Raw genomic sequence first — 22,415 nt, 5'->3', positions numbered from 1 at the left:
CACGCGGAAGGGCCCTTTTTGGCACTCTTGTGACGCTTGGCTGGTTAGTCCGGTTGTTGCTCGTCAGTTACGAGAATTCTGCCGGGCGGTAGCCACGGTCGCTGAACTTTCGACTAGCTGAGCAGGATCAGAAAATAGCTATGGCAGAAAATGAGCAGAACTGCTCTGCCTGAAAAGCTACAAAACGGACTTGAAGTTGGGTTTGAATCGAAGGCGGCCGCCCGGTTTCGGGCGAAGTTGGTGCCTCGCAATCCAATTATCGGAGCCTCGGGATGCTTCGTTACCGGCAGCCGTCGCTGAGTGTGGTCTGGATCAATTCGATCAATTTCGACGTGCTCGCACGGGTGATCGGACTCCATTCAGGACGGGGTTTCCGACCGTCGTTCGAGGGTCTGTGGCGCATCCAACAGGCCTTATCCATATTGGGCATTTGTCCAGATTCCGTACCTTCCTTGAGGTTGGTCGTCACCCGATCTGGTCAGCGGAAACGTTGAATGTCATCGCGTTCGCCGCGGTGCCGCACTCCGAGGGCTGAATTGTCCGCTCGGACAACACTGTTCCTCGAAGCTTGTCCGATCTACGAACAAAAACGTCGATCGGTCTGCTTTGTCTGACTTTCGATGGGCAAGCTCCCGGTTATCTGTTATCTTGTTCCTGATAACTGGAAGGTTGCTCTCGATTTGCGCGGATTTCGAGGGCCAAGGTCCTGTTCAGGGCGGCTCTTCCAACACGCAGGTGTTTCCGAAGAGGAGCTCGAATGACAGGACCGGCAACAGCGTCCGGTGTGAGGTCGATCAGCCGAAAACAGGCGCATCGACCCGAACCAACCGATCAACCGGGAGTTCGCGCCAGCGCTCTCGCATCTCCGTCCATCGAACATCGATCAGGCACATCCTGGGGAGTAAGAAATGCCTAACGACATACCGCCGACAAGGTCGGCCATATTCACCGCAGGGCTCCCGCCCTGGGTGCGAGCGTGGACGGTGGTGTGGACCGCCATCGCGATGATTCTCGGCCTCTCCGGCGCGACGGCAGTAGCTGCATCAGCGCAGCCGGCCGCAACGCTCGGCGGTCCCGTTCAGGCTCAGACGCCGGCTCGCGCTGCTGTCCTGCCGGACGAGCAACCGCCCACGGGCTGTGCGTTCAGTGCGCCCAATACCGGCAATCTCTCGCAGAACATCTGCTGGATCGATATGTCGACGTTCAACCAGGCTGCCGCAACCTCAGCAGCTGGACAGCCGATGACGGTGAAGCTGACGGATATCTACTCCATCAGCTTCAATGCCAAGCTGGTCAACTCGATCGACGGATCTACGACAAAGCCGCATACGGGCGTCACTGCGCGTCCCTTGCCTGCCGAGGCGAAATTCTCGTCGCTCGGCACTGTCGCGTATACGGGTGTTCCCAACACAGTCAAGCCTGCTTTGTACCAAACGGTTCCGGACATGAACGGGTCGACGAGGGTCCAGTCCGGCGGAACAGTCAAGCTCGACAATATCGTGATGAATGGGCCCAACGGAGCCGTCAACAACTACGGGCTTGTTGTGGCGGATGCCGAATCGACGGACCCTGTTGCCGCAAACAACAAGGAATTCCTGTCGTTCCAGTCGGACAAGAGCTTCCGTCAGATCGATCGCACCATGGGTATACCCGGAACTGCCGGATGGCCGCCGATTCGGGCCTGCAACGGCACGGTCGGGGGTGCCGATGGACTGACCGGGTTGGGAACGAACTCGGTTCGGTGCGACTCGTGGTGGGACAACGATTTCAGCAAGAATTACTCACCTGGAGCGGTAGTACTGGCTGCGACAGCGCCGACTTCCTTCGCGGGCACTTTCGGAAACACCACGGATTCAACGTCCCGACAGGGTGTTGCGTTCGGCATCTTGTTGCCGAGGGTCAAGATCGACAAGGAACTTACGCGAGTCAGTCCTGGCGACGACTTCACCATCGGAACAAGCACCGGTACTTTCGCCGATGCAAATGCTGCGAGCGGACAGGTGCTCAAGACCACCGATACCGGAGCTACGGATACCACCGCGTCCACCGGTTGGCGGATGCTCCTCGCTGACACGACGCCTACCCCCGTCACGTTCTGGGAGAAGCCCACTACTTCGGCGACCAAGACCGCGAACTACGCGACGAAGTGGGACTGCCAGGTCAATGGTGTGGCCAAGAATCTTCAAGCTGGTGGAGTTGCGCAGACAGCATTAGCACCTGGTGACAACGCGTACTGCAAGATCATCAATACCCCGGTTCTCGTGAAGAAGTCGTCGTCACCACCTACCGGTGAGACGGTCAATATCGGCCAAACAATCACCTACACTCTGAATTTCGAGAATCCCGGCACTGCGCCGGCACTGATCGACTACACGGACTTCCTTGCCGACGTCATTGATGACGGAACGGTTGCGGTCGGTGCTGCTACCGGCGGACTCACCGCTGCATTGGATGGCGCCGACAAAATCAAAGTCGGCGGCACATTGCCAGCCGGCGGCAAAGGGACAGTCACCTACACTGTCACGGTCAAAGACGGTGGTAACAAAGTCCTGAACAACTACCTCGTTCCGGGGACAACAACTCCTCCCACAACATGCGATCCTGCAACCAATCTCTGCACGACGCATCCCATGCCCGGGTTCACAGTCGCGAAGACCGCTGTGCCCGCGACAGGTTCGACGGTTCAGGCCGGCGATACCATTACGTACACGGTCACCGGTGCTAACACCGGCAAGACGGCCCTGACTCCCGCGACGATCAAAGACGATCTGAGTGCGGTTCTCAACAATGCTGCCATCGTTCCGGGCTCGCTGAATGCGACCGTCGACGGTGCTGCTGTCGCTGCTCCGACCCTGTCGGGCAGCATTTTGTCGTGGTCCGCCAATCTCCAGGCTGGTAAGTCTGTTGTTCTGACCTACCAGGTGAAGGTCAATGCCGGCGTTGCCGCGGGCACGGTTCTGAACAACAAGGTCACCGGTACTGCGAAGCCACCCACCGGTCCGGACATCACTCCTCCTACGGTGGAGACGAATCACTCGGTTCCCGGCTTCAAACTGGAGAAGACTGCTGATCCGATCTCCGGTTCGACGGTTCAGGCCGGCGAGTCGATCAAGTACACCGTCACCGGCACCAACACCGGCAAGACGAAGCTTGATCCGGTACAGATCAATGACGATCTGGGTGCGGTCCTCAATAATGCTGCTGTCGTTCCTGGTTCGCTGAAGGCGACCATTGACGGAGCTTCCGTGGCTGTTCCGACTTTGTCGGGTACGACGCTCTCGTGGACTGGCGTTCTCGAAGCCGGCAAGTCGGTTGTCCTGACCTACGAGGTGAAGGTCAACGACGGTGTCGCTGCGGGTACGGTCCTGAACAACAAGGTCACGGGTACTGCGAAGCCGCCGACCGGTCCGGACATCACTCCGCCGCCGGTTGAGACGAATCACTCGGTTCCCGGTTTCACTGTCGCGAAGACTGCCGATCCGGCATCGGGTACCGGCGTCAATGCGGGTCAGACGATCATGTACACGGTGACCGGTACGAACACGGGTAACACGACTCTTGATCCGGTGGTGTTGACCGATGATCTGTCGAAGGTTCTCGACAACGCGACGTTGGTGGACGGTTCGCTCAAGGCAACTGTCGACGGTGCTGCTGCGACTGCTCCGACCCTGTCGGGTACGACGTTGAGTTGGACCGGTGGATTGGAAGCCGGTAAGTCGGTTGTTCTGACCTACCAGGTGAAGATCAACGATGGTGTTGCCGGCGGGGTTCTGATCAACAACAAGGTCACCGGTACTGCAAAGCCGCCGACGGGTCCGGAGATCACTCCTCCGCCGGTGACGACGGAGCATCCGGTTCTGTCTCCGAAGATTGCTGTGGTGAAGTCTTCTGATCCGGTGTCGGGTTCGAATGTTGTTGCCGGTCAGGACATCAAGTACACGCTTTCGTTCTCGAACACCGGTAACGGTGTGGGTGAGGTGGCGTACTTCGATGATTTGCGTCAGGTTGTGGACAAGGGTGCATTGAGTGGTTTGGCTGCTGATGCTCCGTTGGTTGCGACGATGGTCGGCAGTGATGGTTTCTCGGTGACGGGGACCTTGGCGGCCGGCGAAACGAAGACGGTGACGTATTCGGTGAAGGTCAATGCCGATGTGGTCGGTGGGGTGTTCGTGAACAACTTCGTTGTTCCGGGGACGACTCCGCCGGTTGATCCTCCGGAGGTGTGTGATCCGGTGACGCAGCTGTGCACGACGCATCCGGTGGTCTCTCCGAAGATTGCTGTGGTGAAGTCTTCTGATCCGGTGTCGGGTTCGAATGTTGTTGCCGGTCAGGACATCAAGTACACGCTTACGTTCTCGAACACCGGTAACGGTGCGGGTGAGGTGGCGTACTTCGATGATTTGCGTCAGGTTGTGGACAAGGGTGCATTGAGTGGTTTGGCTGCTGATGCTCCGTTGGTTGCGACGATGGTCGGCAGTGATGGTTTCTCGGTGACGGGAACCTTGGCGGCCGGCGAAACGAAGACGGTGACGTATTCGGTGAAGGTCAATGCCGATGTGGTCGGTGGGGTGTTCGTGAACAACTTCGTTGTTCCGGGGACGACTCCGCCGGTTGATCCTCCGGAGGTGTGTGATCCGGTGACGCAGCTGTGCACGACGCATCCGGTGAAGGTTCCGGGGTTCACGGTTGCGAAGGCTGCCGATCCTGCGTCGGGTACCAATGTTGCTGCGGGTCAGACGATCACGTATACGGTGACCGGTTCCAACACGGGTAACACGACTCTTGATCCGGTGGTGTTGACCGATGATCTGTCGAAGGTTCTCGACAACGCGACGTTGGTGGACGGTTCGCTGAAGGCGACTGTCGACGGTGTCGACGGTGCTGCTCCGACCCTGTCGGGCACCACGCTCACCTGGACCGGTGCATTGGAAGCCGGTAAGTCGGTTGTCCTGACCTACCAGGTGAAGATCAACGATGGTGTTGCCGGCGGGGTTCTGATCAACAACAAGGTCACTGGTACTGCGAAGCCGCCGACGGGTCCGGAGATCACTCCTCCGCCGGTGACGACCGAGCATCCGGTGAAGGTTCCGGGGTTCACGGTTGCGAAGGCTGCTGATCCGGTGTCGGGTACCAATGTTGCTGCGGGTCAGACGATCACGTATACGGTGACCGGTTCCAACACGGGTAACACGACCCTTGATCCGGTGGTGTTGACCGATGATCTGTCGAAGGTTCTCGACAACGCGACGTTGGTGGACGGTTCGCTGAAGGCGACTGTCGACGGTGTCGACGGTGCTGCTCCGACCCTGTCGGGGACGACGCTCTCGTGGACTGGCGTTCTCGAGGCCGGTAAGTCGGTTGTTCTGACCTATCAGGTGAAGATCAACGACGGTGTTGCCGGCGGGGTTCTGATCAACAACAAGGTCACCGGTACTGCGAAGCCGCCGACGGGTCCGGAGATCACTCCTCCGCCGGTGACGACCGAGCATCCGGTGGATGGCACACCCGCGATCGAGGTACTGAAGTCCTCTGTTCCGTCCACCACGAACCGTGTGGTTGGCGGCCAGGAGATCACGTACACGCTCACGTTCAAGAATGTGGGCACCGCGGATGGTGAGATCAGTTTCTACGACGATCTCACCGACGTTCTCGACGATGCAGTAATGACGAAGGATCCGGCTACCACTTCCACGCTGGTTGTTTCGGGTGTCGTCGACAACGTCTTCACGGTCACCGGAAAGCTGGCCAAGGGCGAGACCGCGACAGTGACGTACACCGTCAAGGTCAATCCTGAGATCGGAACGTTGTCAGGTCCCGGATTCACTCCGGGTGTCCTGAACAACTACCTGGTGGTTGGTGGCGAGAACCCGCCAGTGGACTGTGTCCCGGGCGACGCTCTCTGCACCGAACACCCGATAGACCCGCCGGAGACCACCACTACGGTGCCGCCGACGACCACCACGACGCCGCCGGTCACGACGGAGCCCTGTGTTCCTCCGACGACGACCACGCGGATGGTTCCGACGACAACGGTTGCGACGACGACGGCTAGCGCGATCACTGCCGGTGACGCTGATGTGACCGGTACGGAGGAATCCACCACCGCGGAGGAGACCACCACAGAGGAGACCACGACAGAAGAAGTTGTCGCGGAAGAGATTGTGGATCCGTGTGGCGTGACGACAACGACGCCGCCGACGACAACGCCGCCGGTCACGACAGTTCCGCCGACCACGACGGTTCCGAACACGACGGTGCCGGTTACACCGACGATCATCATTCCCCCGATCGTCGTTGTGCCTCCGATCGTCGTACCGCCGACGGTTCCGGGTCAGCCGGTTCCGAGCACGGTTCCGGGACAGCCGAAGCCGCCGACAGCAAACCCGGGTCAGCCGGGTCAGCCGAAGCCGTCTGCTCCTCAGGGCGGGACGATCAACTCGGGTGGTGGCGCTGGTGAGAGTGGCGTGAACACCGGGTTGCTCGCAGCAGGTGGATTGGTTCTGCTGCTGGCGCTGGGAACGGGTGTTGTTCTCCTGACGCGTAAGCGTCGCGAGGACGGTGACAACTGATTCTCTTGAGAATCTGAGGTAAACGACGTGGGGCAGATCGCAGAGTATGCGATCTGCCCCACGTCGTTTTCATGTGTGTTACGAGCCGAGCCGAGATCCGTCCTTCTTCCAGGCTGCAACTACCGACGGGCGAGGCTGGGCGGAACCACCGTCGGGCCAATGGGATGCGGGGCTTTCGATGCTGGCGTCGTCGGTCTCGCCGGGGTGCTGGACGCAGACGATGACGCGCTTCTCGTCCACGATGGGGCCGCAGGTTTCGGCGCCGATGGGAACGGTGAGGAACTGCTTTGTCTCACCGCGGTTTTCGCCTTCGAGGACAACGCTGAACAGCCCGTCGTTGGACTTGAGTGCGTTGCCGTCGGTGGAGATCCACAGATTGCCGTGCGGGTCGAAGGCAAGGTTGTCCGGGCATGAGATGGGGCTGACCTTGCTCTTGTCGAACCCGCCGAAGTAAGTATCGGCTGTGGCCGGATCTCCGCAGACGAGAAGAAGATTCCAGCCGAAGGTGGTGCCGGCGTGGTCGTCGGTGATTTCGAGGACCTGGCCGTTCTTGTTGTTGTTCCTCGGGTTCGCCTCGTCGGCCGCGGCGCCACCGTCGACTCCGCGCTTGGTGTTGTTGGTCAGTGCGACGTAAACCTTGCCGCTCTTCGGGTTTGCCTCGAAGTCCTCGGGGCGATCCATCTTCGTTGCCCCGACCTTGTCACCGGCCTGGCGGGTGAAGACGGCGACCTCTTCGGCGCTCATACCGTCTACCAGCGATTCGCCCTTGCCGTCTTCGCCGGTGCGCAGGATGGCTACCCACTCGCCGGTTCCGTCGAACTTGCCGTCCGACGGAAGTTTGCCGCTGCCGTCGATCTCGCCGGCGGAGTTTCCGCTGAGCTTTGCGACGTACAGTGTTCCGGCGTCGAGCAGAGTCATGTTGTGGCGCATGGCTGCTTGACTCTTGCCGTCCTGCATCTTTCGGCTGGAGACGAACTTGTACATGTAGTCGAAGCGCTCGTCGTCGCCGCTGTAGGCGACGACGGTGCCGTCCGCCGTGATGTAAATGGTGGCGGCTTCGTGCTTGAAACGTCCGAGCGCTGTGTGCTTGATCGGAGTCGACGACGGATCCCAGGGATCGATCTCGACGACGTATCCGAATCGGTTGACCTCGTTGGGTTCTGCGACCAGATCGAACCGCTTGTCGAAGCGTTCCCACTTGCGCTCGGAAGCGGCGCCGGCAAGACCGTAGCGCTTCAGTCGCGCTGCGACCGTGGGATCGGTGACACCCTCGGCGTTCGCGAAGTACTGGTTGAAGTTCTCTTCGCCGGAAAGCACTGTGCCCCAAGGTGTGACGCCGCCGGCGCAATTGTTGAGGGTGCCGAGCACTTTGGTTCCCGTGGGATCGGCACTCGTCTTGAGGAAGTCGCTGCCTGCAGCGGGGCCGGTCACGACAAATTCCGTGGTTCCGGTGATGCGGCGGTTGTTCGATCCGATCTCCGGTACGAGCTTGCCGTTGTCGGATTCGCCCTTGACCTGGACGACCGACAGTCCGTGGCTGGCGAGGCCGATCTTGAACTGCTCCTCGGTCGGGTTCTCCGCATCGTAGCCGCGGAACATCGCCGGCTCGGTGGAGTATTCGTGATTGACCACGAGTAGGTAGGTGTTGGGCTGCCCGTCGACCGGGAGCAATCCGGCGAAGTCGTTGTTGAATCCGAACTGCAGTTCCTGCGCTGCCGCAGTCTGCTTGTCGAAGTCGAAAGCCGGGGCGCCGGCGAGAACGGCGTCACCCCAGCGAATCACGACGGCTTGATCGTATCCGTCAGGGACGGTGACCTTGTCTTCCTTGTTGGGCGCGACGGCGCCGAAGTTCGTCCCCGCCGGTGTCGATCCGCTGCTGCTGCCGCTCGTCGATCCGGTTCCCGGTTCGGCACTTGCGGATTCGTCCGAACAGGCGACGAGGGCGCTGCCCGCTCCCACCGCGAGCACTGCCATGCCGCTGCCCCGGAGCAAGCCGCGACGACTCAGCGCTGTGCGTGCGATGTCGCGGAAGTACTCGCCGCCCGAGGTGTTGGGGACCTCGTGAGAGCACGCGTTTCCGCACTTGTACTGGCAGGTGATCGACGCGCGTGCAGACACGCCGTCGTGTTTGACGAACAAGGCCAAAGGCTTGATAGCCACCGTGAACTCCCGAGATTCGATGTACGGACTTCGGGAACCGTAGAAGCTCGAAGCAAGGGTAAAGGAACGTAAAAATGAACGGCAAAACAACGAGGTGACCCTTACCCGCGGTTTACGACGCGTCCCCGCGGGGACGTCGCATGACATTTGTCATCGCTGATCCGTGACGGTGTCACCGCAGGTGATGACGCTGTGCACTGTTTTCGGCTCTGACTTCCCGCGAAGCTTGGATGCATGAGAGAACCACATGAGGGAAGCCTCCTGACGGACCTGATGGACATCGGACCCGCACCCACGATGGGCCGCGAACTTGTTGTGATCGTCGTGAATATCGCGATCATCGGAGTGCTGTTCGCGATCATCGGCTCCAATCCCGTGTTCTGGATTCTTGTTGCCGCTCTCGCTGTCTATGCGGGTATCCGATTCGTGATCGGACTGCGCGGCTGGAACCGAGCGGAGGCGCAGCGATGAAGGGCGATCCCGTGATCGACGTAGTCGGAATGTCGCGGCGTTACGGCTCCGGTAAGGAGGCGTTCGATGCTGTTCGCAATCTGGATCTGAGTGTTCAGGAAGGCGAGCTGTTCGGCCTCCTCGGAACCAATGGTGCCGGCAAGACATCCACCCTCGAAGTGATTCAGGGTCTTTCACGAGCCAGTGCCGGAACGGTGCGCGTTCTGGGCATGGATCCGGTGCGCAACCGCAAGCAGATTCGCCCGTCGCTTGGCATCATGCTCCAGAAGGGTGGCTTGCCCCAAGACCTGACTGCTCGTGAGAGTTTGGCGATGTGGGCCGGAACCTGCTCGAATCCGCTGCCCGTGGACGAGGTGCTCGAGCGCGTGGACATGCGTGACCGTGGTGATACCCGCGTGAAGTTCCTCTCGGGAGGTGAGGCGCGGCGACTGGATCTGGCGTGCGCGATCATCGGCCGGCCACTCGTCCTGTTTCTCGACGAGCCGACTACTGGTTTGGATCCCGAAAGTCGACGTAACACTTGGCAATTGATCGCTGACTTGAAAGCGTCGGGCGTCACCATCATGTTGACGACGCATTACCTGGACGAAGCCGAGTCCCTGTGCGACCAGTTGGCGATCATGCACCGAGGATCGGTGGTGCGCAGCGGAACCGTGGCGGACGTCGTCGCGGATCATCCTGCCCAGATCAAACTGCACCGTCCCGGTCTTCCGCTCCCGGCCCTGGCCGGCGCCGAGGTACGCGTCGAAAACGATCTGGTGGTGATCACCACTCGCACAGTGCAGGAGACGCTGACGGAACTGCTGCTGTGGGCACAGCACAACAACATCCTGCTGACCGGCCTGGATGCCCGCGCGGCATCCCTGGAGACCGTATTCCTCTCCATTGCAGACCAATTCGATCATCACGCAACTCTCGAAGGAGCGTCGGCATGAACCGCATAGCAACCCTGTCTCGTTCGGAGTTCACGCTCCTGGGACGAAATCGACTGTTGCTCTTCAACGCAATCGTCCTCCCGTTGATCTTTCCCGTGGGAATGCTGTACCTCTCACGCGATGGCGGGTTGTCCGACAAGTCGGTGTCGGCAGGCCTCGAGGTGTTTGCACTCTTCCTGCTCGTGTTCGTGGTCTTCTACAACCTCCTGTCGGTGTACGCGACGCGTCGTGACGAGTTGGTTCTCAAGCGACTACGGACCGGGGAATGCAGCGACGCCGAGATCCTCGCGGGCCCGGCAGTGCCGTCGTGGGTTCTCACCGGCCTGTTGACGGTGGTGATCGGAATCGCCGTGATGGTTCTGGGCGGTAGTGCTCCGGTCAATCCGGTCCTGGTGCTGGTCGCGGTGATCGGCGGCGCCGCGCTCTTCACGGCGCTGGCATTGATCACTTCGGCTGTAACGCGAAATGCAGAGGCGGCGCAGATCACCTGCATGCCGATTCTGATTCTGGCGACGGCAGGTATGTCTTCGATCAGGAATGTCGTGCCGGACAACGTTGCTCGCATTCTCGATTTCACTCCGCTGGCCGCGGTAGTCGACCTTCTCAATCTCGGATGGCTGGGGCGGACCACTGGCGAACTGGCTGATCTGGGCGATGCGCCCGGTGCGGCAGCGGGATTTGTCGACACCTTCGGTTCGGCTGCGCAACCGTTGTTGGTCATGCTGGCGTGGATCGTCGGTTCGGTTCTGATCGCGAACGTCCACTTCCGCTGGGAACCGCGTTCGTAGAACTCTGAGAAGGTAGTGGGCATGATCGCGCAGAACTTCGGACGCTGGAATCCGAGACGGACGTGGCGAACCGCGTCGAACGTCGACAAGGTTCGCCTCTACACGCGGCAATCGTTCATCATGGTCGCAGTGGTTTTCGGTGGCTTCGGTGCGGTCACCGAGATAGTTGCGGATCGGTACCTGTCGGGTGTCTTCCTCGGAATCAGTGCCGTTGCGTGCGTCATCGCCGTGTCTCGGATGCCTGATCTGGGCGGAGTCGTGGCCAAGCCCGTCCAGATTCCTCTTGCCGTGATGACGTTGTCGGCGTTCTGCTCGGCGGGAATTGCCTTGGGAAGCAATGGCGAGAACGGCCCGTACTTCTGGCTGGCGGCAATCCTTGTCGTGCCCCTTGCGGGGTTGACGTCGTTGCGCTGGCTGATCGTGGGCTCGGTGGCCGCCGGGGTTGTACTGGGACTGCTTGCGGGTCCGGAAAGCGGCGTGTCCGTCGGAATCGTCGCCGCCTTCATGGGGCTGACCGTCTACATGTCGGTGTGGCTGCTGCGGATGGTCACCGAATTGGACGAGGCACGCGGAGCCGCTGCCGCTCTGTCCGTCGCCGAGGAACGGTTGCGATTTTCACGCGATCTCCATGACGTCGTAGGGCGGGCACTGTCTGCAATTGCGGTGAAAAGTGAACTTGCAGCTACTCTTTCACGACGCGGCGACGATCGTGCCGCCGCGCAGATGGACGAAGTACGCGAACTTGCGCAAGATTCACTCGACGAAGCGCGCGAGTTGGTTCGGGGATACCGGTCCATCGCCTTGGCGTCCGAGCTGGCCGGTGCGCAGTCTCTGCTCGAGGCCGCCGGAATCTCCACCGCGATACGTGGATCGGCAGATCAGCTGCCGGTGGAACTGGCCGAAGCTGCCGCCTGGGTCGTCCGTGAAGGCGTCACCAACATTCTCCGGCACTCCAGTGCCGAGAATTGCAGCATCGAAGTGTTCGCGGACGGCGTCGTGATCGCCAACGACGGCGCACGGATCGCAGAGCCGAACAACGGAACCGGCCTGAACGGATTGCGCGAGCGCGTCGGCGCCGTCGGAGGAATTGTCGAAACCGTGCAGGACGAAGATCGCTTCACCCTCACCGCCCACTTTCCGTCCCGAACGAAGGAGTCTCGGTGACCGAGCCGATCAAGGTACTGCTGGCCGACGACGAGAACCTGATCCGCTCGGCTCTGGCCATGATGTTGTCGCTCGAGGACGACATAGTTGTCGTCGCGGAAGCCGAATCCGGCGAGGATGCCGTGGTCGCTGCTGCAAAACATCAACCTGACGTAGCCGTGCTCGACCTTCAAATGGCAGGTATCGACGGCATCGAGACGGCGCAACAGATTGCGCAGACGGTCTCGGGGTGCGTCTCGATCATCGTGACGAGCCACGGGCGTCCCGGGTATCTGAAGAAGGCACTGTCGGCAGGCGTCCGAGGATTTCTGCCGAAGACGACGCCTGCGGCGACGCTCGCCGAGGTGGTCCGCAGCGTCCACGCGGGCGGGCGGTACGTCGATCCGTCGTTGGCTGCCGAGGCAATCGGCGCCGGCGACTCACCGCTTACTCCGCGCGAAGCGGACGTACTCGAGTACGCGGCCGACGGAGCATCCATCGAGCAGATCGCTTCCCGGGCACACCTCTCGGCAGGAACCACCCGGAACTATCTGTCGTCAGCTGTCACCAAACTCGGTGCAGCCAACCGGCACGAAGCTGCGGTGATCGCCCGCCGGCAGGGGTGGATTTAGGGCCTCCGGCCCCGTGCGCCTTTCTGGTTGCGGGCACTACCAAAAAGGCGCACAGGGCCGAAGGCCCCGCGATGTCGAGAATCCCCGACTTGCTTCGTCCCTGTAGTGAAGTGCGACCAGAATGGGTGGCACCGACACAGAGGAGATTCACGATGGCCAAGTACTTGCTGCTCAAGCACTACCGCGGCGCTCCGGCTGCAGTCAACGACGTGCCGATGGACCAGTGGACGCCGGACGAGATCACTGCCCACGTGAAGTACATGCAGGACTTCGCGGATCGGCTCGAGAAGGCGGGCGAGTTCGTCGACGGTCAGGCTCTCGCTCCTGAGGGCACCTTTGTCCGGTACGACGGTGAGGGTCGCCCGCCGGTCACCGACGGTCCGTTCGCGGAAACCAAGGACCTCATTGCCGGCTGGATGGTGATCGACGTCGACAACTACGACCGTGCCGTCCAATTGGCCGGCGAGCTCTCGGCCGCGCCCGGCGCAGGCGGGAAGCCGATTCACGAATGGCTCGAACTGCGCCCGTTCCTGACCGAGCCGCCGACCATCACGGACTGAAACCTGTCATGGACGACGCCCTGCTTCGGAGTCTGACTCCGAGCGTGCTCGGCATCCTCGTCCGCCGCGGAGCAAATTTCGCGTCGGCCGAGGACGCCGTGCAGGACGCTCTGCTCGAGGCGGTCAGGGTCTGGCCGGACAACCCGCCGCGGGACCCGAAGGGCTGGCTGGTCACGGTGGCCTGGCGGCGGTTCCTCGACGGGATCCGTTCGGATGCGGCTCGTCGCAAGCGGGAGTTTCTGGCGGACGAGCAGCCAGGCGAGCGGCCGGTCAGCGGGTCGGTGCCGGGCGTGGACGACACACTCCAGCTCTACTTTTTGTGCGCGCACCCGTCGTTGACGCCGTCGTCCGCCGTCGCACTCACGCTGCGCGCTGTCGGCGGGCTGACCACCCGCCAGATTGCGCAGGCCTACCTGGTGCCCGAGGCGACTATGGCTCAGCGCATCAGCCGAGCCAAGCGCACGGTCTCCGGCGTCCGGTTCGAGCAACCCGGCGATGTCGCCACCGTCCTGCGTGTCCTCTATCTGGTCTTCAACGAGGGGTACTCCGGCGACGTCGACCTGGCTGCCGAGGCCATCCGGCTCACCCGGCAGTTGGCGGCCGCGATCGATCACCCCGAAGTCGCAGGGTTGCTCGCACTGATGCTGCTCCATCACGCTCGTCGAGCCGCGCGAACTGCCGCGGACGGCCGTCTGGTTCCGCTAGCCGAGCAGGATCGCAGCCGGTGGGACACCGATTCGATTGCCGAAGGAGTCGCAATCCTCCAGTCAGCTCTCGCCCGCGACCGGCTCGGTGAGTTCCAGGCCCAGGCCGCCATTGCTGCACTCCATGCCGACGCTCTCACAGCAGACGAGACCGACTGGGTGCAGATCGTGGAGTGGTACGACGAACTCGCAGCCTTGACCGACAGCCCGATCGTCCGGCTCAACCGAGCGGTGGCCGTCGGCGAGGCAGACGGACCACGCGCCGGATTGGCAGCTCTTGCAGCGCTGGACGATTCACTTCCACGCCATGCCGCAGTCGAGGCCTATCTGCGTGAACGCGACGGAGACCTGGAGACGGCGGCGAGGTTGTATGCCGATGCAGCGCACAAGGCATCCAACCTCGCCGAACGTGACCATCTGATGCTTCAGGCGTCGAGGATCAACGCCCGTCGATCTCTGAAGCGTCCTGGGTTAGAGAACCTGTGACAGGAACGCCTGCAGTCGATCTGTTTCGGGATCGTCGAAAAGCTGTTCCGGAGTACCGGTTTCGACGACGGCGCCGCGATCCATGAACAGCACCTTGTCGGAAACGGAACGCGCGAAACCCATTTCGTGCGTCACGACGACCATGGTCATGCCGGACTTCGCGAGATCGGCCATCAATGCCAGAACACCCTTGACCAGTTCGGGGTCGAGAGCTGACGTCGCCTCGTCGAAGAACATGACCTCGGGCTTCATCGCCAGGGCGCGGGCAATGGCGACGCGCTGCTGCTGACCTCCCGAAAGGTTGCCGGGCCGCGAGTCGGCCTTCTCCCTGAGCCCCACCAGATCCAGCTGCTCGAGCGCGAGCGCCCGAGCTTGCTCCTTCGACAAACCCTTGAGCTTGTTCGGCCCGAGTGCGATGTTCTCCGCGACGGTCTTGTGCGGGAACAGGTTGAAGTGCTGGAACACCATGCCGATTCGCTGGCGAAGCTCGTCGGGGTTGTCCTTCAGGACGGACTTCCCGTCGAGCAGCACGTCACCCTGCTCGGGCTCGTGCAGACGGTTCAGCACGCGCAGGAGCGTCGACTTGCCTGAACCGGAGGGCCCGATGACGGTGACGGTGTTTCCGGCGTCGACGTGCAGGTTGACGCCGCGAAGCACCTTGTTGGTGCCGAAGGACAGATGCAGGTCCTTGCCGGTGAGCGATACGGACTTCAGTTCAGAGCTGGTGGTCATGTCCTCAGCCCCTTTCCACGACGATGGCCTGCTCGAGCGGATCCAACGTGCCTGAAGTGTCGGCGCGTCCGGTCCGGAGTCGGTTGTCGATGTAGTTGACGAGGTGCGTCAGCGGGATGGTCAGAGCAAGGTAGAACAAGCCTGCCGCAACGAGCGGGGACAGGCTGCCGGTCTGGGCGTTGAGATCACGTCCGACGGCAAAGAGTTCCCGCTGGGTGACGAGGAGACCGAGGAAGTAGATCAGCGACGAGTCCTTGATCAGCGAGATGAACTGGTTCATCAACGCCGGCAGAACGCGTCGTACACCCTGCGGGATGACGACCAGCGACATGGACTTTCGGTAGCTGAAACCGAGGGCACGTGAAGCCTCGAGCTGCCCGGACTCGACGCTCTGGATTCCGGATCTGAAGATCTCACCGATGTATGCCGACGCGAGCAGGGACAGCGCCGCGACACCGAGCCAGTACGGATTGCTACCGGTGATTCCCTTGACGATCGGTCCGACGCCGAGCCCGATGATCAAGATGATGACGACTGCGGGCAGGCCACGGAAGATGTCGGTGTAGACGCGGGCCGGCCAGCGCAGCCAACGGGTGCGCGAGATACCGGCGACAGCGAGCAGCATGCCGAGGATCGTGCCGATGATGCCGGACGCGAGCGCAAGGATCAGGGTGTTGGGAAGACCGGTCTTGAGGAGATCGGGGAATGCCTTCTTGTACAGATCCCAGTCGAAGAACGTGTCCTTGAGCTGTTCGAGCGTCGACTTCGGTTGGTACGACGCGGTATCGCCACCGTCGCCGTTTGCTGCGTTTTCCGCGGCAATGGCTGCGAAGTCGGGCAGTTCCGGAGTGGCCGCGGCCTTGGATCCGGGCTTCCAGCCTTCAGGGAGTTGGCGCGGTACCCAGTCGGCGTACAGCTGAGACCAGGTTCCGTCGTCGATGACTGCGTCGAGGCCGGAGTTGAGGGCGTCGATCAGCGGCTGGTTTTCCTTGTTCACCGCCCAGCCGACGAAGTTGTTGACCGAGAAGGTGTTCTGGATGATCGAGGTCGGGTCACCGGGAGCGATTGCACCTTCGGCCTGCTGAGACGGAGCTACCCAGGCGTCGATCTGTCCGGACTTGAGGTTCGCGTACGCCGTGGCGTAGTCGGGAAACTTCACGGGATCGAGCTTGAGCGTGTTCACGACGTAGTCGTCCTGCACGGTTCCCTGCACGACGCCGATGCGCTTGGAGGCATCCAGGTCTCCGAAGCCGGTGATCGGGCTGCCGTTAGGCACGACGAGGGAGAAGTATCCGAAGTCGTAACCGTTGGTGAAGCCGACGGTGTTGCGACGGTCGTCCGTGGTGGTGATGGACGACGAGCCGACGTCGAAGCGTCGACCGGCAACCTGGGCGAGAAGCCCGGCGAACTCGGTGCCGACGAACTCGACCTTCAGGCCCAGCTTGTCCGCGACGGCCTTCAGCAGCTCGTTGTCGTATCCGGTGTACTGATTCTCGGAGTTGACGCAGATGCTCGGGGGCGCGTCACCGAGCGTGCCGACCGTGATGACCCCGGGTTTGATCAGATTCAGCTTCGAGGTGTCGATCTGATCGACAGGGGTGACGGTGGCCGTGGTGTAGCGGTCTTCGGCGCCCGCACCCGCTGCCGCGTCCAGATTGGTGGGCGCCGCGGTTGCAGCTCCCACTCCTGGAGGTGCACACAGGTCTGTGGGGGCTGCCGACGAATCCGAGCCACTCGAGCACGATGACAGAGTCAGCGCCAGGAGGGCAGTGAGGAGCAGTGCCACCACCAGGCGGATCTTCGCTGCGACGGAAGAAAACATGCGTGCAGCGTAAACCTAAGGGTAGCCATTTCTCCGTGTAGAACTGTTGACAGTTTTCGGACAAGGGGCCGTTGCGCTGCGGGCATGCCTTCAAATCAGCGTGATTTTAAGTATCGCCAGGTCGGGGAATCTCGTGCCGAAGAGATCGGCGTCAGCGGACGGGTGCGAGTTCGACGCCCGACGGAGGTACCAGGCGACGCAGCGTTCCGTCGAAGCCGGTGACGTAGAGCGCCCAGCCGTCGCCGTCCTGTCCGATACGCACGGAACTCGGCCCGTTCCACCCATTCGACAGACCCGAAGCGACGACGCAGGAAGTGCCGGTTTCAGGGTGTACGCGATAGATCGAGCCTTCGACGTGAGCAGCGGCGTAGAGCATTCCATCCTGCGACATGGTCAGATCGTCGAGTCCGGGTATCAGGCTCGGGACCGTCGCTACAACTGTCCACGCGTCAGGGGTATCCAAGGGCACTCGAATGATCTGACCGGTGAACAGGTCATCGGTGTACACGGCTCGATGATCCGGACTGAGCGCGAGTCCCTCCGAACGCGGCACTGTCGACCAATTGGGAACGACGGCTCCGGAGTCGTGCAGATAGCGCGAGACGCCCTTTGGCGGACCTCCTTCTGTTCCGACCCACGTGGTCAGCAGATCGCCGTCGGGAAGCCGGAGCAGGCCGTTGCCCGCGAAGTCGACGGGTGCGGACAGCTGATCCGTCGAGGTGTCCAGGTGCCACAGCTTGCCGTCCTGTCTGGTGAGGAAGGACAGCCTCGAACCGTCGAGTTGCAAACCGCCAGGGGCAGCCATGTCGTCGAGGACAGTTCGTACCTGTCCTGCGGCGTCGACGTGATAGATCTTCGACTCGCCGGAGAGGTAGAACCCGCCGTTGTCATCGGGCTCGAGGTTTTCGAGCTGTTCCAACCCTTGCGCTACGGTTTCGACCCGCCACTCGCCGCACATCGGCGCGACTGTCCAGGTGGCCCCCGCCGGCGTAGCTGCCGCCACGGTCCCGGCTGCGATCGCCGCGACGATCAACAACGCCCGAGTTCGGTTGCGTGATACCCCCATTGCGCACAACTTACGGCAAACCGGACCAATATCAAACGGTCTGGTCGGTATAGCCGACGCCCAGGGGGTCGCTCCAGGTGGTCCACACGTCTGGCCCGAGTTCGATCTCGGCTGTGGTGAGTAGACACGCGTCGAGTTCTCGGTGCAGTCGAGACGGGTCGATGGATTGGCCGATGAAGACGAGTTCTTGTCGGCAGTCTCCGACGGGTTCTTCCCACTTGTCGAGGATTCCGTCACGACGGTAATCGTCGGCCGGCCACTCGTCACGGGGTAGAAACTTCCACCAACGGCCGACGTATCCGTGGCGAATGAGATGACCGGCCTGAGAAATACTCCCGATCTCGGTGAACCGGCCGGCATTCCAGTAGTAGCCCTTGGCCCGAAGTAACTTTCCGTTGGTCCACTCGCTGCTGAGGAAATCATGCAGCCGTTGGGGGTGGAAGGGTGCGCGCTCGCGGTACACCACCGAACTGATTCCGTACTCTTCGGTTTCGGGGATGTGTTCACCTTGGAGTTCTTGTAACCATCCGGGGGCCTGTGCAGCCTTTTCGAGTGAGAACAAACCGGTGTCGAGAATCGTGTCGAGTGGGATGCGACCGAGCGTCATCGGAACTATCGCAGCGGATGCGTTCAAAGAGCGCAGGACTGCGGTCAATTCGACCAGGTGCTGGTGCGAGACGAGATCGGCCTTGCTCACCAGGATGACGTCGGCAAATTCGATCTGATCGACAAGCAGATCCGCGATGTCTCGTTCGTCTTCCGGGGCATCGGCTTCGACGCGGCCCCCAGCCGTGTAGTCGCGCAGAAAACTGTGGCCGTCGACGACGGTGACCATGGTGTCGAGTCGGGCGACGTCGGCGAGGGCGTGGCCGTCGGTATCGATGAATGTGAACGTCTCTGCGACGGGCAGCGGTTCGGAGATGCCCGAAGATTCGATGAGTAGGTAGTCGAATCGGCCATCGGCGGCCAAGGCACTGATCTCGGAGAGAAGATCCTCTCGCAGGGTGCAGCAGATGCAGCCGTTGGTCATCTCGACCAGTTTCTCTTCGGAGCGACTGAGCGAGATCTCACGCTCGACTTCTGCACTGTCGATGTTGATTTCGCTCATGTCGTTGACGATCACCGCGACCCGCCGACCCTCTCGATTTCGCAGGATCTCGTTGAGTAGTGTCGTCTTCCCGGCGCCCAGGAAACCTGACAGCACCGTGACCGGAAGTCGTGTGTCGACCATGATTTCCAGTGTCCTTCCGAATGAGAGAATTGCTGTGATCAGGCGGCGGTCACGCGAAACGCTGTGATCGCGTGACCGCCGCCCGGAATGTTGGACGATCAGGCCGCAGGCTCGAGGTAACCCTCGAAAAGGTCGACTACGACGCTGCCGCCGTCGGTGTCGCTACCGAACAATTCCTCGGCGGCGAACTTCACGTGGTACGTCGGTTCTTCGCCGGCGTCGTTGCGCCCGTGGCCGATTGCGTCGGGAAACGGCCACTTCTCGGTAGTCCGATGAGAGATGGTTCCCACTCGTCCGCGGCAGTACGCAGGCATTCGAATATGCCCCGGAACGTACTCGTCGCGCACGCGTACTCGCTGACCGATTTCGAAGGTGGTCGTCTCGACGGGTGCCGGCCGCCCTTCGGATTCGCTGGGCCGCGACAGTGGGAACGGTCCCCCTGCAAGGCTTTCGAGTTCTTCCTGCGTCAGGATTCCCTTTTCGACCATCAGTGTCGCGACGCCGATGACGTACCTCTCGTAGTACGGGGTCATCATGTAGTGGCGTGGTTCCATCCGCTCGACGACGTATCGAACTTCGTCGACGCTGAATGCCCCGAGTTCGGCGACACCGGCGAACATCAGGCTGTACGGCAGGTGTTCCCACTCGGCGTGGAAGGTGGGGCCGATGTCGGCGTTGACGGTATGCGGGACTTTGCCGAAGCCTTGAACTCCGGCAAGATCGTGTACTCCATCCATGGTGTGCTTCTTTCTTGTCGGGGTGATCAGACGGTGGGGACCTGCGGGACTGCGACGCCGATCAGGCAGTCCTTGGTGACGATCTCTTGAAGCTGTTCCTGGCTCCAGCCTTCGGTGCCTGCGGGACGTTGCGGGAGAACCATGTAGCGAGTTTCGGCGGTGGTGTCGTAGACGCGGATCTCGACGTCCGACGCGATCTCGGTTCCCATCTCGGAGAGAACCTTCCGTGGCTCACGCACCACTCGCGCACGGTATTCGAAACTCTTGTACCAGGTAGGGGGCAGGCCGAGAATGGGCCACGCGGTGCATGAACACAACGAGCACACGATCACGTTCTTGAGGGTCGGGGTGTCTTCGACTGCCACGATGTACTCGCCCTGGGGGCCCAGATATCCGTACTGGGCAACCGCGGCGGTACCGTCGGTGAGAAGCAACTGCCGGAACTCGGGGTCGGTCCACGCCCGCGCGACCAATTCCGCTCCGCGCCTTGGACTGAAGTCCTCCTCGAAGGTCTTCTTCCATCCCTCGACGTAACCGTCGGGTACCAATCCCTTACCGTCGAGTGCGCGGAACAGGGCCCACGCCCGGTCGGAGACCGGCGCCTGGGCCGGTGCGGCGTTCTCCGTTGTGTGGTCGATCGTTACTGACATCTGGTTCACCTTTTCTATGCGGGCTGATCATGTGTGAATCGGTGGAATTTGTTGTGCAAGTGCGGATACAGAACTAGGTGAGGCTGAGTTGTGGTGCAGAGTCGGAGATGTGGTCGGCAGGCGTCGGAAACGCGCCGCGAAGCTTTTCGAATGCGCGCCCGACCCGGAGGACCGTCGCATCGTCGAAGGTCTTGCCGGTGATCATCATTCCGACCGGAAGCCCGTTCACCAGGCCGGCGGGAACGGACAGGGACGGATGTCCGGTCACGTCGAACGGTGCTGTGTTGGCGATCATCCCGAGAGCTTTCGTGATGAAGGTTGCACGATCCACGTCGTTCGCCGGCAATTCGGATGCGACGTAGGGCAGTGTGGGCATCACCAGGACGTCGAATTGTCTCAAGGCAGTGTCGTAGGCGGCGCGGGCGAGCGGTACGAGGTTCCGGGCTTTGCCGTAGCTCGCGCCGCCGAGGGTGGTGATGCCGTGGTGGCCGGTCAGAGCCACCAGTTTGACGGTTTCGGACAGAGCGTCGGCGTGCTGAAGGCGTCGAGAAGCAAAGTGTGCCATCAGTTCCGGATCGTACAAACCTTCGGCGTTCATGCCGTATCCGTTGCCGTCCAACATCTGGTAGGCACCACCGTCCGTGGCGATCACGTTCCAGATGTGGAAAGCATGTAGGTGCCACGGGATGTTTACTTCCTCTACCGTGCAACCGATTTCGGCCAGACTGTGTGCCGCTGCGCGGACTGCGTCGTCGACCTCGGGCTGTGAGACCGCGTGCCCGAAACCTTCTCGAACGATCCCGATTCGCAGACCATCCACATCGGAGTCGAGGGTGGACAGATAGTCACCTGCTTCGACGCTGTCGGCTTGGCGTGGGTCGTTACCGTCGCGACCGGCGATGACCGAGAGCATCAGTGCAGCATCGTGGACCGTGCGTGTGATCGGGCCGAGATGGTCGATTGTTCGCTCGATGGGAAATGCCCCGGTATACGGGACGAGCCCGAACGTCGGCTTGTGTCCGACGACGCCGCAGAATGCCGCCGGGATCCGGATCGATCCGCCCTGATCCCCGCCGATGGCAAAATCGACGTCACCGTTTGCGACGAGAGCCGCACTGCCACCGGATGATCCACCTGCTTCACGCTGTGGGTCCCATGGATTGCGGACCGGTCCGCTTGCCGGTGTGAAGCTCGAACCGGAGAAACACAGGTCCTCACACACAGCTTTGCCCGCGACGGTTGCACCGGCCGCCAGTAGTCGAGTGACCACAGTCGCGTCGCGAGACGGAGTGAACCCCTCTACTGTCCGAGACCCGTTCATCATCGGAACTCCGGCCACGGTCACGTTGTCCTTGATCGCCACGCGTCGGCCGGTCAGAACGCCGTCCGACGTCGGCGGGATGCTTGTGGTCACATACCAAGCGCTCAAAGGATTTTCGCTCGCTGTTGGCACCGTGTGCTCACGTGACGTGGTCGGCGGGGTTGCCTCGTCGGCGTACAACTGGTCGACGACGTCGTAGGAGCCCAGTGCTCCGTCGATCAGTGCCGGCCACTCGAGCCGGGCTGATTGGTCGAGAGTGATGCCGTAATGCCTTGCGGCGGTGTCTATTGCATTGTCGTCAGGTCGGATTGTCGCCATGAGAAGTGTGCTCCTGATGTGATCGGCTTCACTTGTCTTTCAGACTAGGGCCGGATCCATAATTGCGTCAATAGGTATCGACATATTGAC

The 22,415-nt window shown here is 61.6% G+C and carries 16 protein-coding genes; 8 read left to right on the top strand and 8 right to left on the bottom strand.

Translation table 11 applies throughout. The features are described from left to right. Nucleotides 1-908 precede the first annotated feature (908 nt). On the top strand, nucleotides 909-6,569 hold the full coding sequence (locus KTR60_RS28800) for an isopeptide-forming domain-containing fimbrial protein (protein WP_228401540.1): 5,661 nt from the start codon (nucleotides 909-911) through the stop codon (nucleotides 6,567-6,569). Nucleotides 6,570-6,647: 78 nt separating this feature from the next. Here the strand turns inward: KTR60_RS28800 and KTR60_RS28795 are convergent, their stop codons facing one another. Continuing rightward, nucleotides 6,648-8,729 carry a PhoX family protein gene (locus tag KTR60_RS28795; protein WP_228401539.1) on the bottom strand — a complete coding sequence of 694 codons (2,082 nt, stop codon included), beginning with the start codon at nucleotides 8,727-8,729 and terminating at the stop codon, nucleotides 6,648-6,650. Nucleotides 8,730-8,963: 234 nt separating this feature from the next. Here KTR60_RS28795 and KTR60_RS28790 point away from each other — a divergent pair, with 234 nt between their 5' ends. The 7 genes from KTR60_RS28790 (at nucleotide 8,964) to KTR60_RS28760 (ending at nucleotide 14,448) form a co-directional block, all read left to right on the top strand. Then, complete coding sequence (locus KTR60_RS28790; protein ID WP_228401538.1) at nucleotides 8,964-9,200, top strand: hypothetical protein; 237 nt, start codon at nucleotides 8,964-8,966, stop codon at nucleotides 9,198-9,200. Further along, nucleotides 9,197-10,135 carry an ABC transporter ATP-binding protein gene (locus tag KTR60_RS28785; RefSeq protein WP_003945975.1) on the top strand — a complete coding sequence of 313 codons (939 nt, stop codon included), beginning with the start codon at nucleotides 9,197-9,199 and terminating at the stop codon, nucleotides 10,133-10,135. The genes KTR60_RS28790 and KTR60_RS28785 overlap by 4 nt, the downstream gene beginning before the upstream one ends. Beyond that, nucleotides 10,132-10,923: an ABC transporter permease gene (locus KTR60_RS28780; RefSeq protein WP_003946064.1), complete on the top strand. Its 792-nt coding sequence runs from the start codon at nucleotides 10,132-10,134 to the stop codon at nucleotides 10,921-10,923. Before KTR60_RS28785 ends, KTR60_RS28780 begins: the two co-directional genes overlap by 4 nt. A gap of 21 nt (nucleotides 10,924-10,944) precedes the next feature. Continuing rightward, nucleotides 10,945-12,087 (top strand): sensor histidine kinase, encoded by a 1,143-nt coding sequence (locus tag KTR60_RS28775; protein ID WP_007735262.1) that lies wholly within the window; start codon nucleotides 10,945-10,947, stop codon nucleotides 12,085-12,087. Next, entirely contained in the window at nucleotides 12,084-12,698 is a 615-nt protein-coding gene (locus KTR60_RS28770) for a response regulator transcription factor (RefSeq protein ID WP_003946002.1), read from the top strand. The genes KTR60_RS28775 and KTR60_RS28770 overlap by 4 nt, the downstream gene beginning before the upstream one ends. 152 nt (nucleotides 12,699-12,850) lie before the next feature. Continuing rightward, nucleotides 12,851-13,258, top strand: a complete 408-nt coding sequence (locus tag KTR60_RS28765; protein ID WP_003945999.1) for a YciI family protein — start codon at nucleotides 12,851-12,853, stop codon at nucleotides 13,256-13,258. Between the two features lie 8 nt (nucleotides 13,259-13,266). Next, nucleotides 13,267-14,448 (top strand): RNA polymerase sigma factor, encoded by a 1,182-nt coding sequence (locus KTR60_RS28760; RefSeq protein WP_007735260.1) that lies wholly within the window; start codon nucleotides 13,267-13,269, stop codon nucleotides 14,446-14,448. Here the strand turns inward: KTR60_RS28760 and KTR60_RS28755 are convergent. The 7 genes from KTR60_RS28755 to KTR60_RS28725 all read right to left on the bottom strand — a co-directional run bounded on the left by KTR60_RS28755 (nucleotide 14,434) and on the right by KTR60_RS28725 (nucleotide 22,325). Beyond that, nucleotides 14,434-15,180, bottom strand: a complete 747-nt coding sequence (locus KTR60_RS28755; protein ID WP_003946070.1) for an amino acid ABC transporter ATP-binding protein — start codon at nucleotides 15,178-15,180, stop codon at nucleotides 14,434-14,436. The genes KTR60_RS28760 and KTR60_RS28755 overlap by 15 nt on opposite strands. A gap of 4 nt (nucleotides 15,181-15,184) precedes the next feature. Further along, nucleotides 15,185-17,002 carry an ABC transporter substrate-binding protein/permease gene (locus KTR60_RS28750; RefSeq protein ID WP_003946057.1) on the bottom strand — a complete coding sequence of 606 codons (1,818 nt, stop codon included), beginning with the start codon at nucleotides 17,000-17,002 and terminating at the stop codon, nucleotides 15,185-15,187. Nucleotides 17,003-17,153: 151 nt separating this feature from the next. Continuing rightward, nucleotides 17,154-18,068: an SMP-30/gluconolactonase/LRE family protein gene (locus KTR60_RS28745; protein WP_054828106.1), complete on the bottom strand. Its 915-nt coding sequence runs from the start codon at nucleotides 18,066-18,068 to the stop codon at nucleotides 17,154-17,156. 31 nt (nucleotides 18,069-18,099) lie between these two features. Continuing rightward, nucleotides 18,100-19,299 carry a zinc metallochaperone GTPase ZigA gene (gene zigA, locus KTR60_RS28740; RefSeq protein WP_042450649.1) on the bottom strand — a complete coding sequence of 400 codons (1,200 nt, stop codon included), beginning with the start codon at nucleotides 19,297-19,299 and terminating at the stop codon, nucleotides 18,100-18,102. A gap of 98 nt (nucleotides 19,300-19,397) precedes the next feature. Beyond that, on the bottom strand, nucleotides 19,398-20,036 hold the full coding sequence (gene nthB / locus KTR60_RS28735; RefSeq protein WP_007735254.1) for a nitrile hydratase subunit beta: 639 nt from the start codon (nucleotides 20,034-20,036) through the stop codon (nucleotides 19,398-19,400). 26 nt (nucleotides 20,037-20,062) lie between these two features. Continuing rightward, nucleotides 20,063-20,686, bottom strand: a complete 624-nt coding sequence (nthA, locus tag KTR60_RS28730; RefSeq protein ID WP_042450854.1) for a nitrile hydratase subunit alpha — start codon at nucleotides 20,684-20,686, stop codon at nucleotides 20,063-20,065. Between the two features lie 73 nt (nucleotides 20,687-20,759). Next, nucleotides 20,760-22,325 (bottom strand): amidase, encoded by a 1,566-nt coding sequence (locus KTR60_RS28725; protein ID WP_030537651.1) that lies wholly within the window; start codon nucleotides 22,323-22,325, stop codon nucleotides 20,760-20,762. Between the last annotated feature and the right edge of the window lie 90 nt (nucleotides 22,326-22,415).

This window comes from Rhodococcus sp. C1, from assembly GCF_020809065.1.
GTDB classification, from domain to species: Bacteria; Actinomycetota; Actinomycetes; order Mycobacteriales; family Mycobacteriaceae; genus Rhodococcus_F; species Rhodococcus_F qingshengii.
The sequence above is the reverse complement of the archived record's forward strand: the minus strand, read 5'-3'. Positions and strand labels throughout refer to the sequence as shown.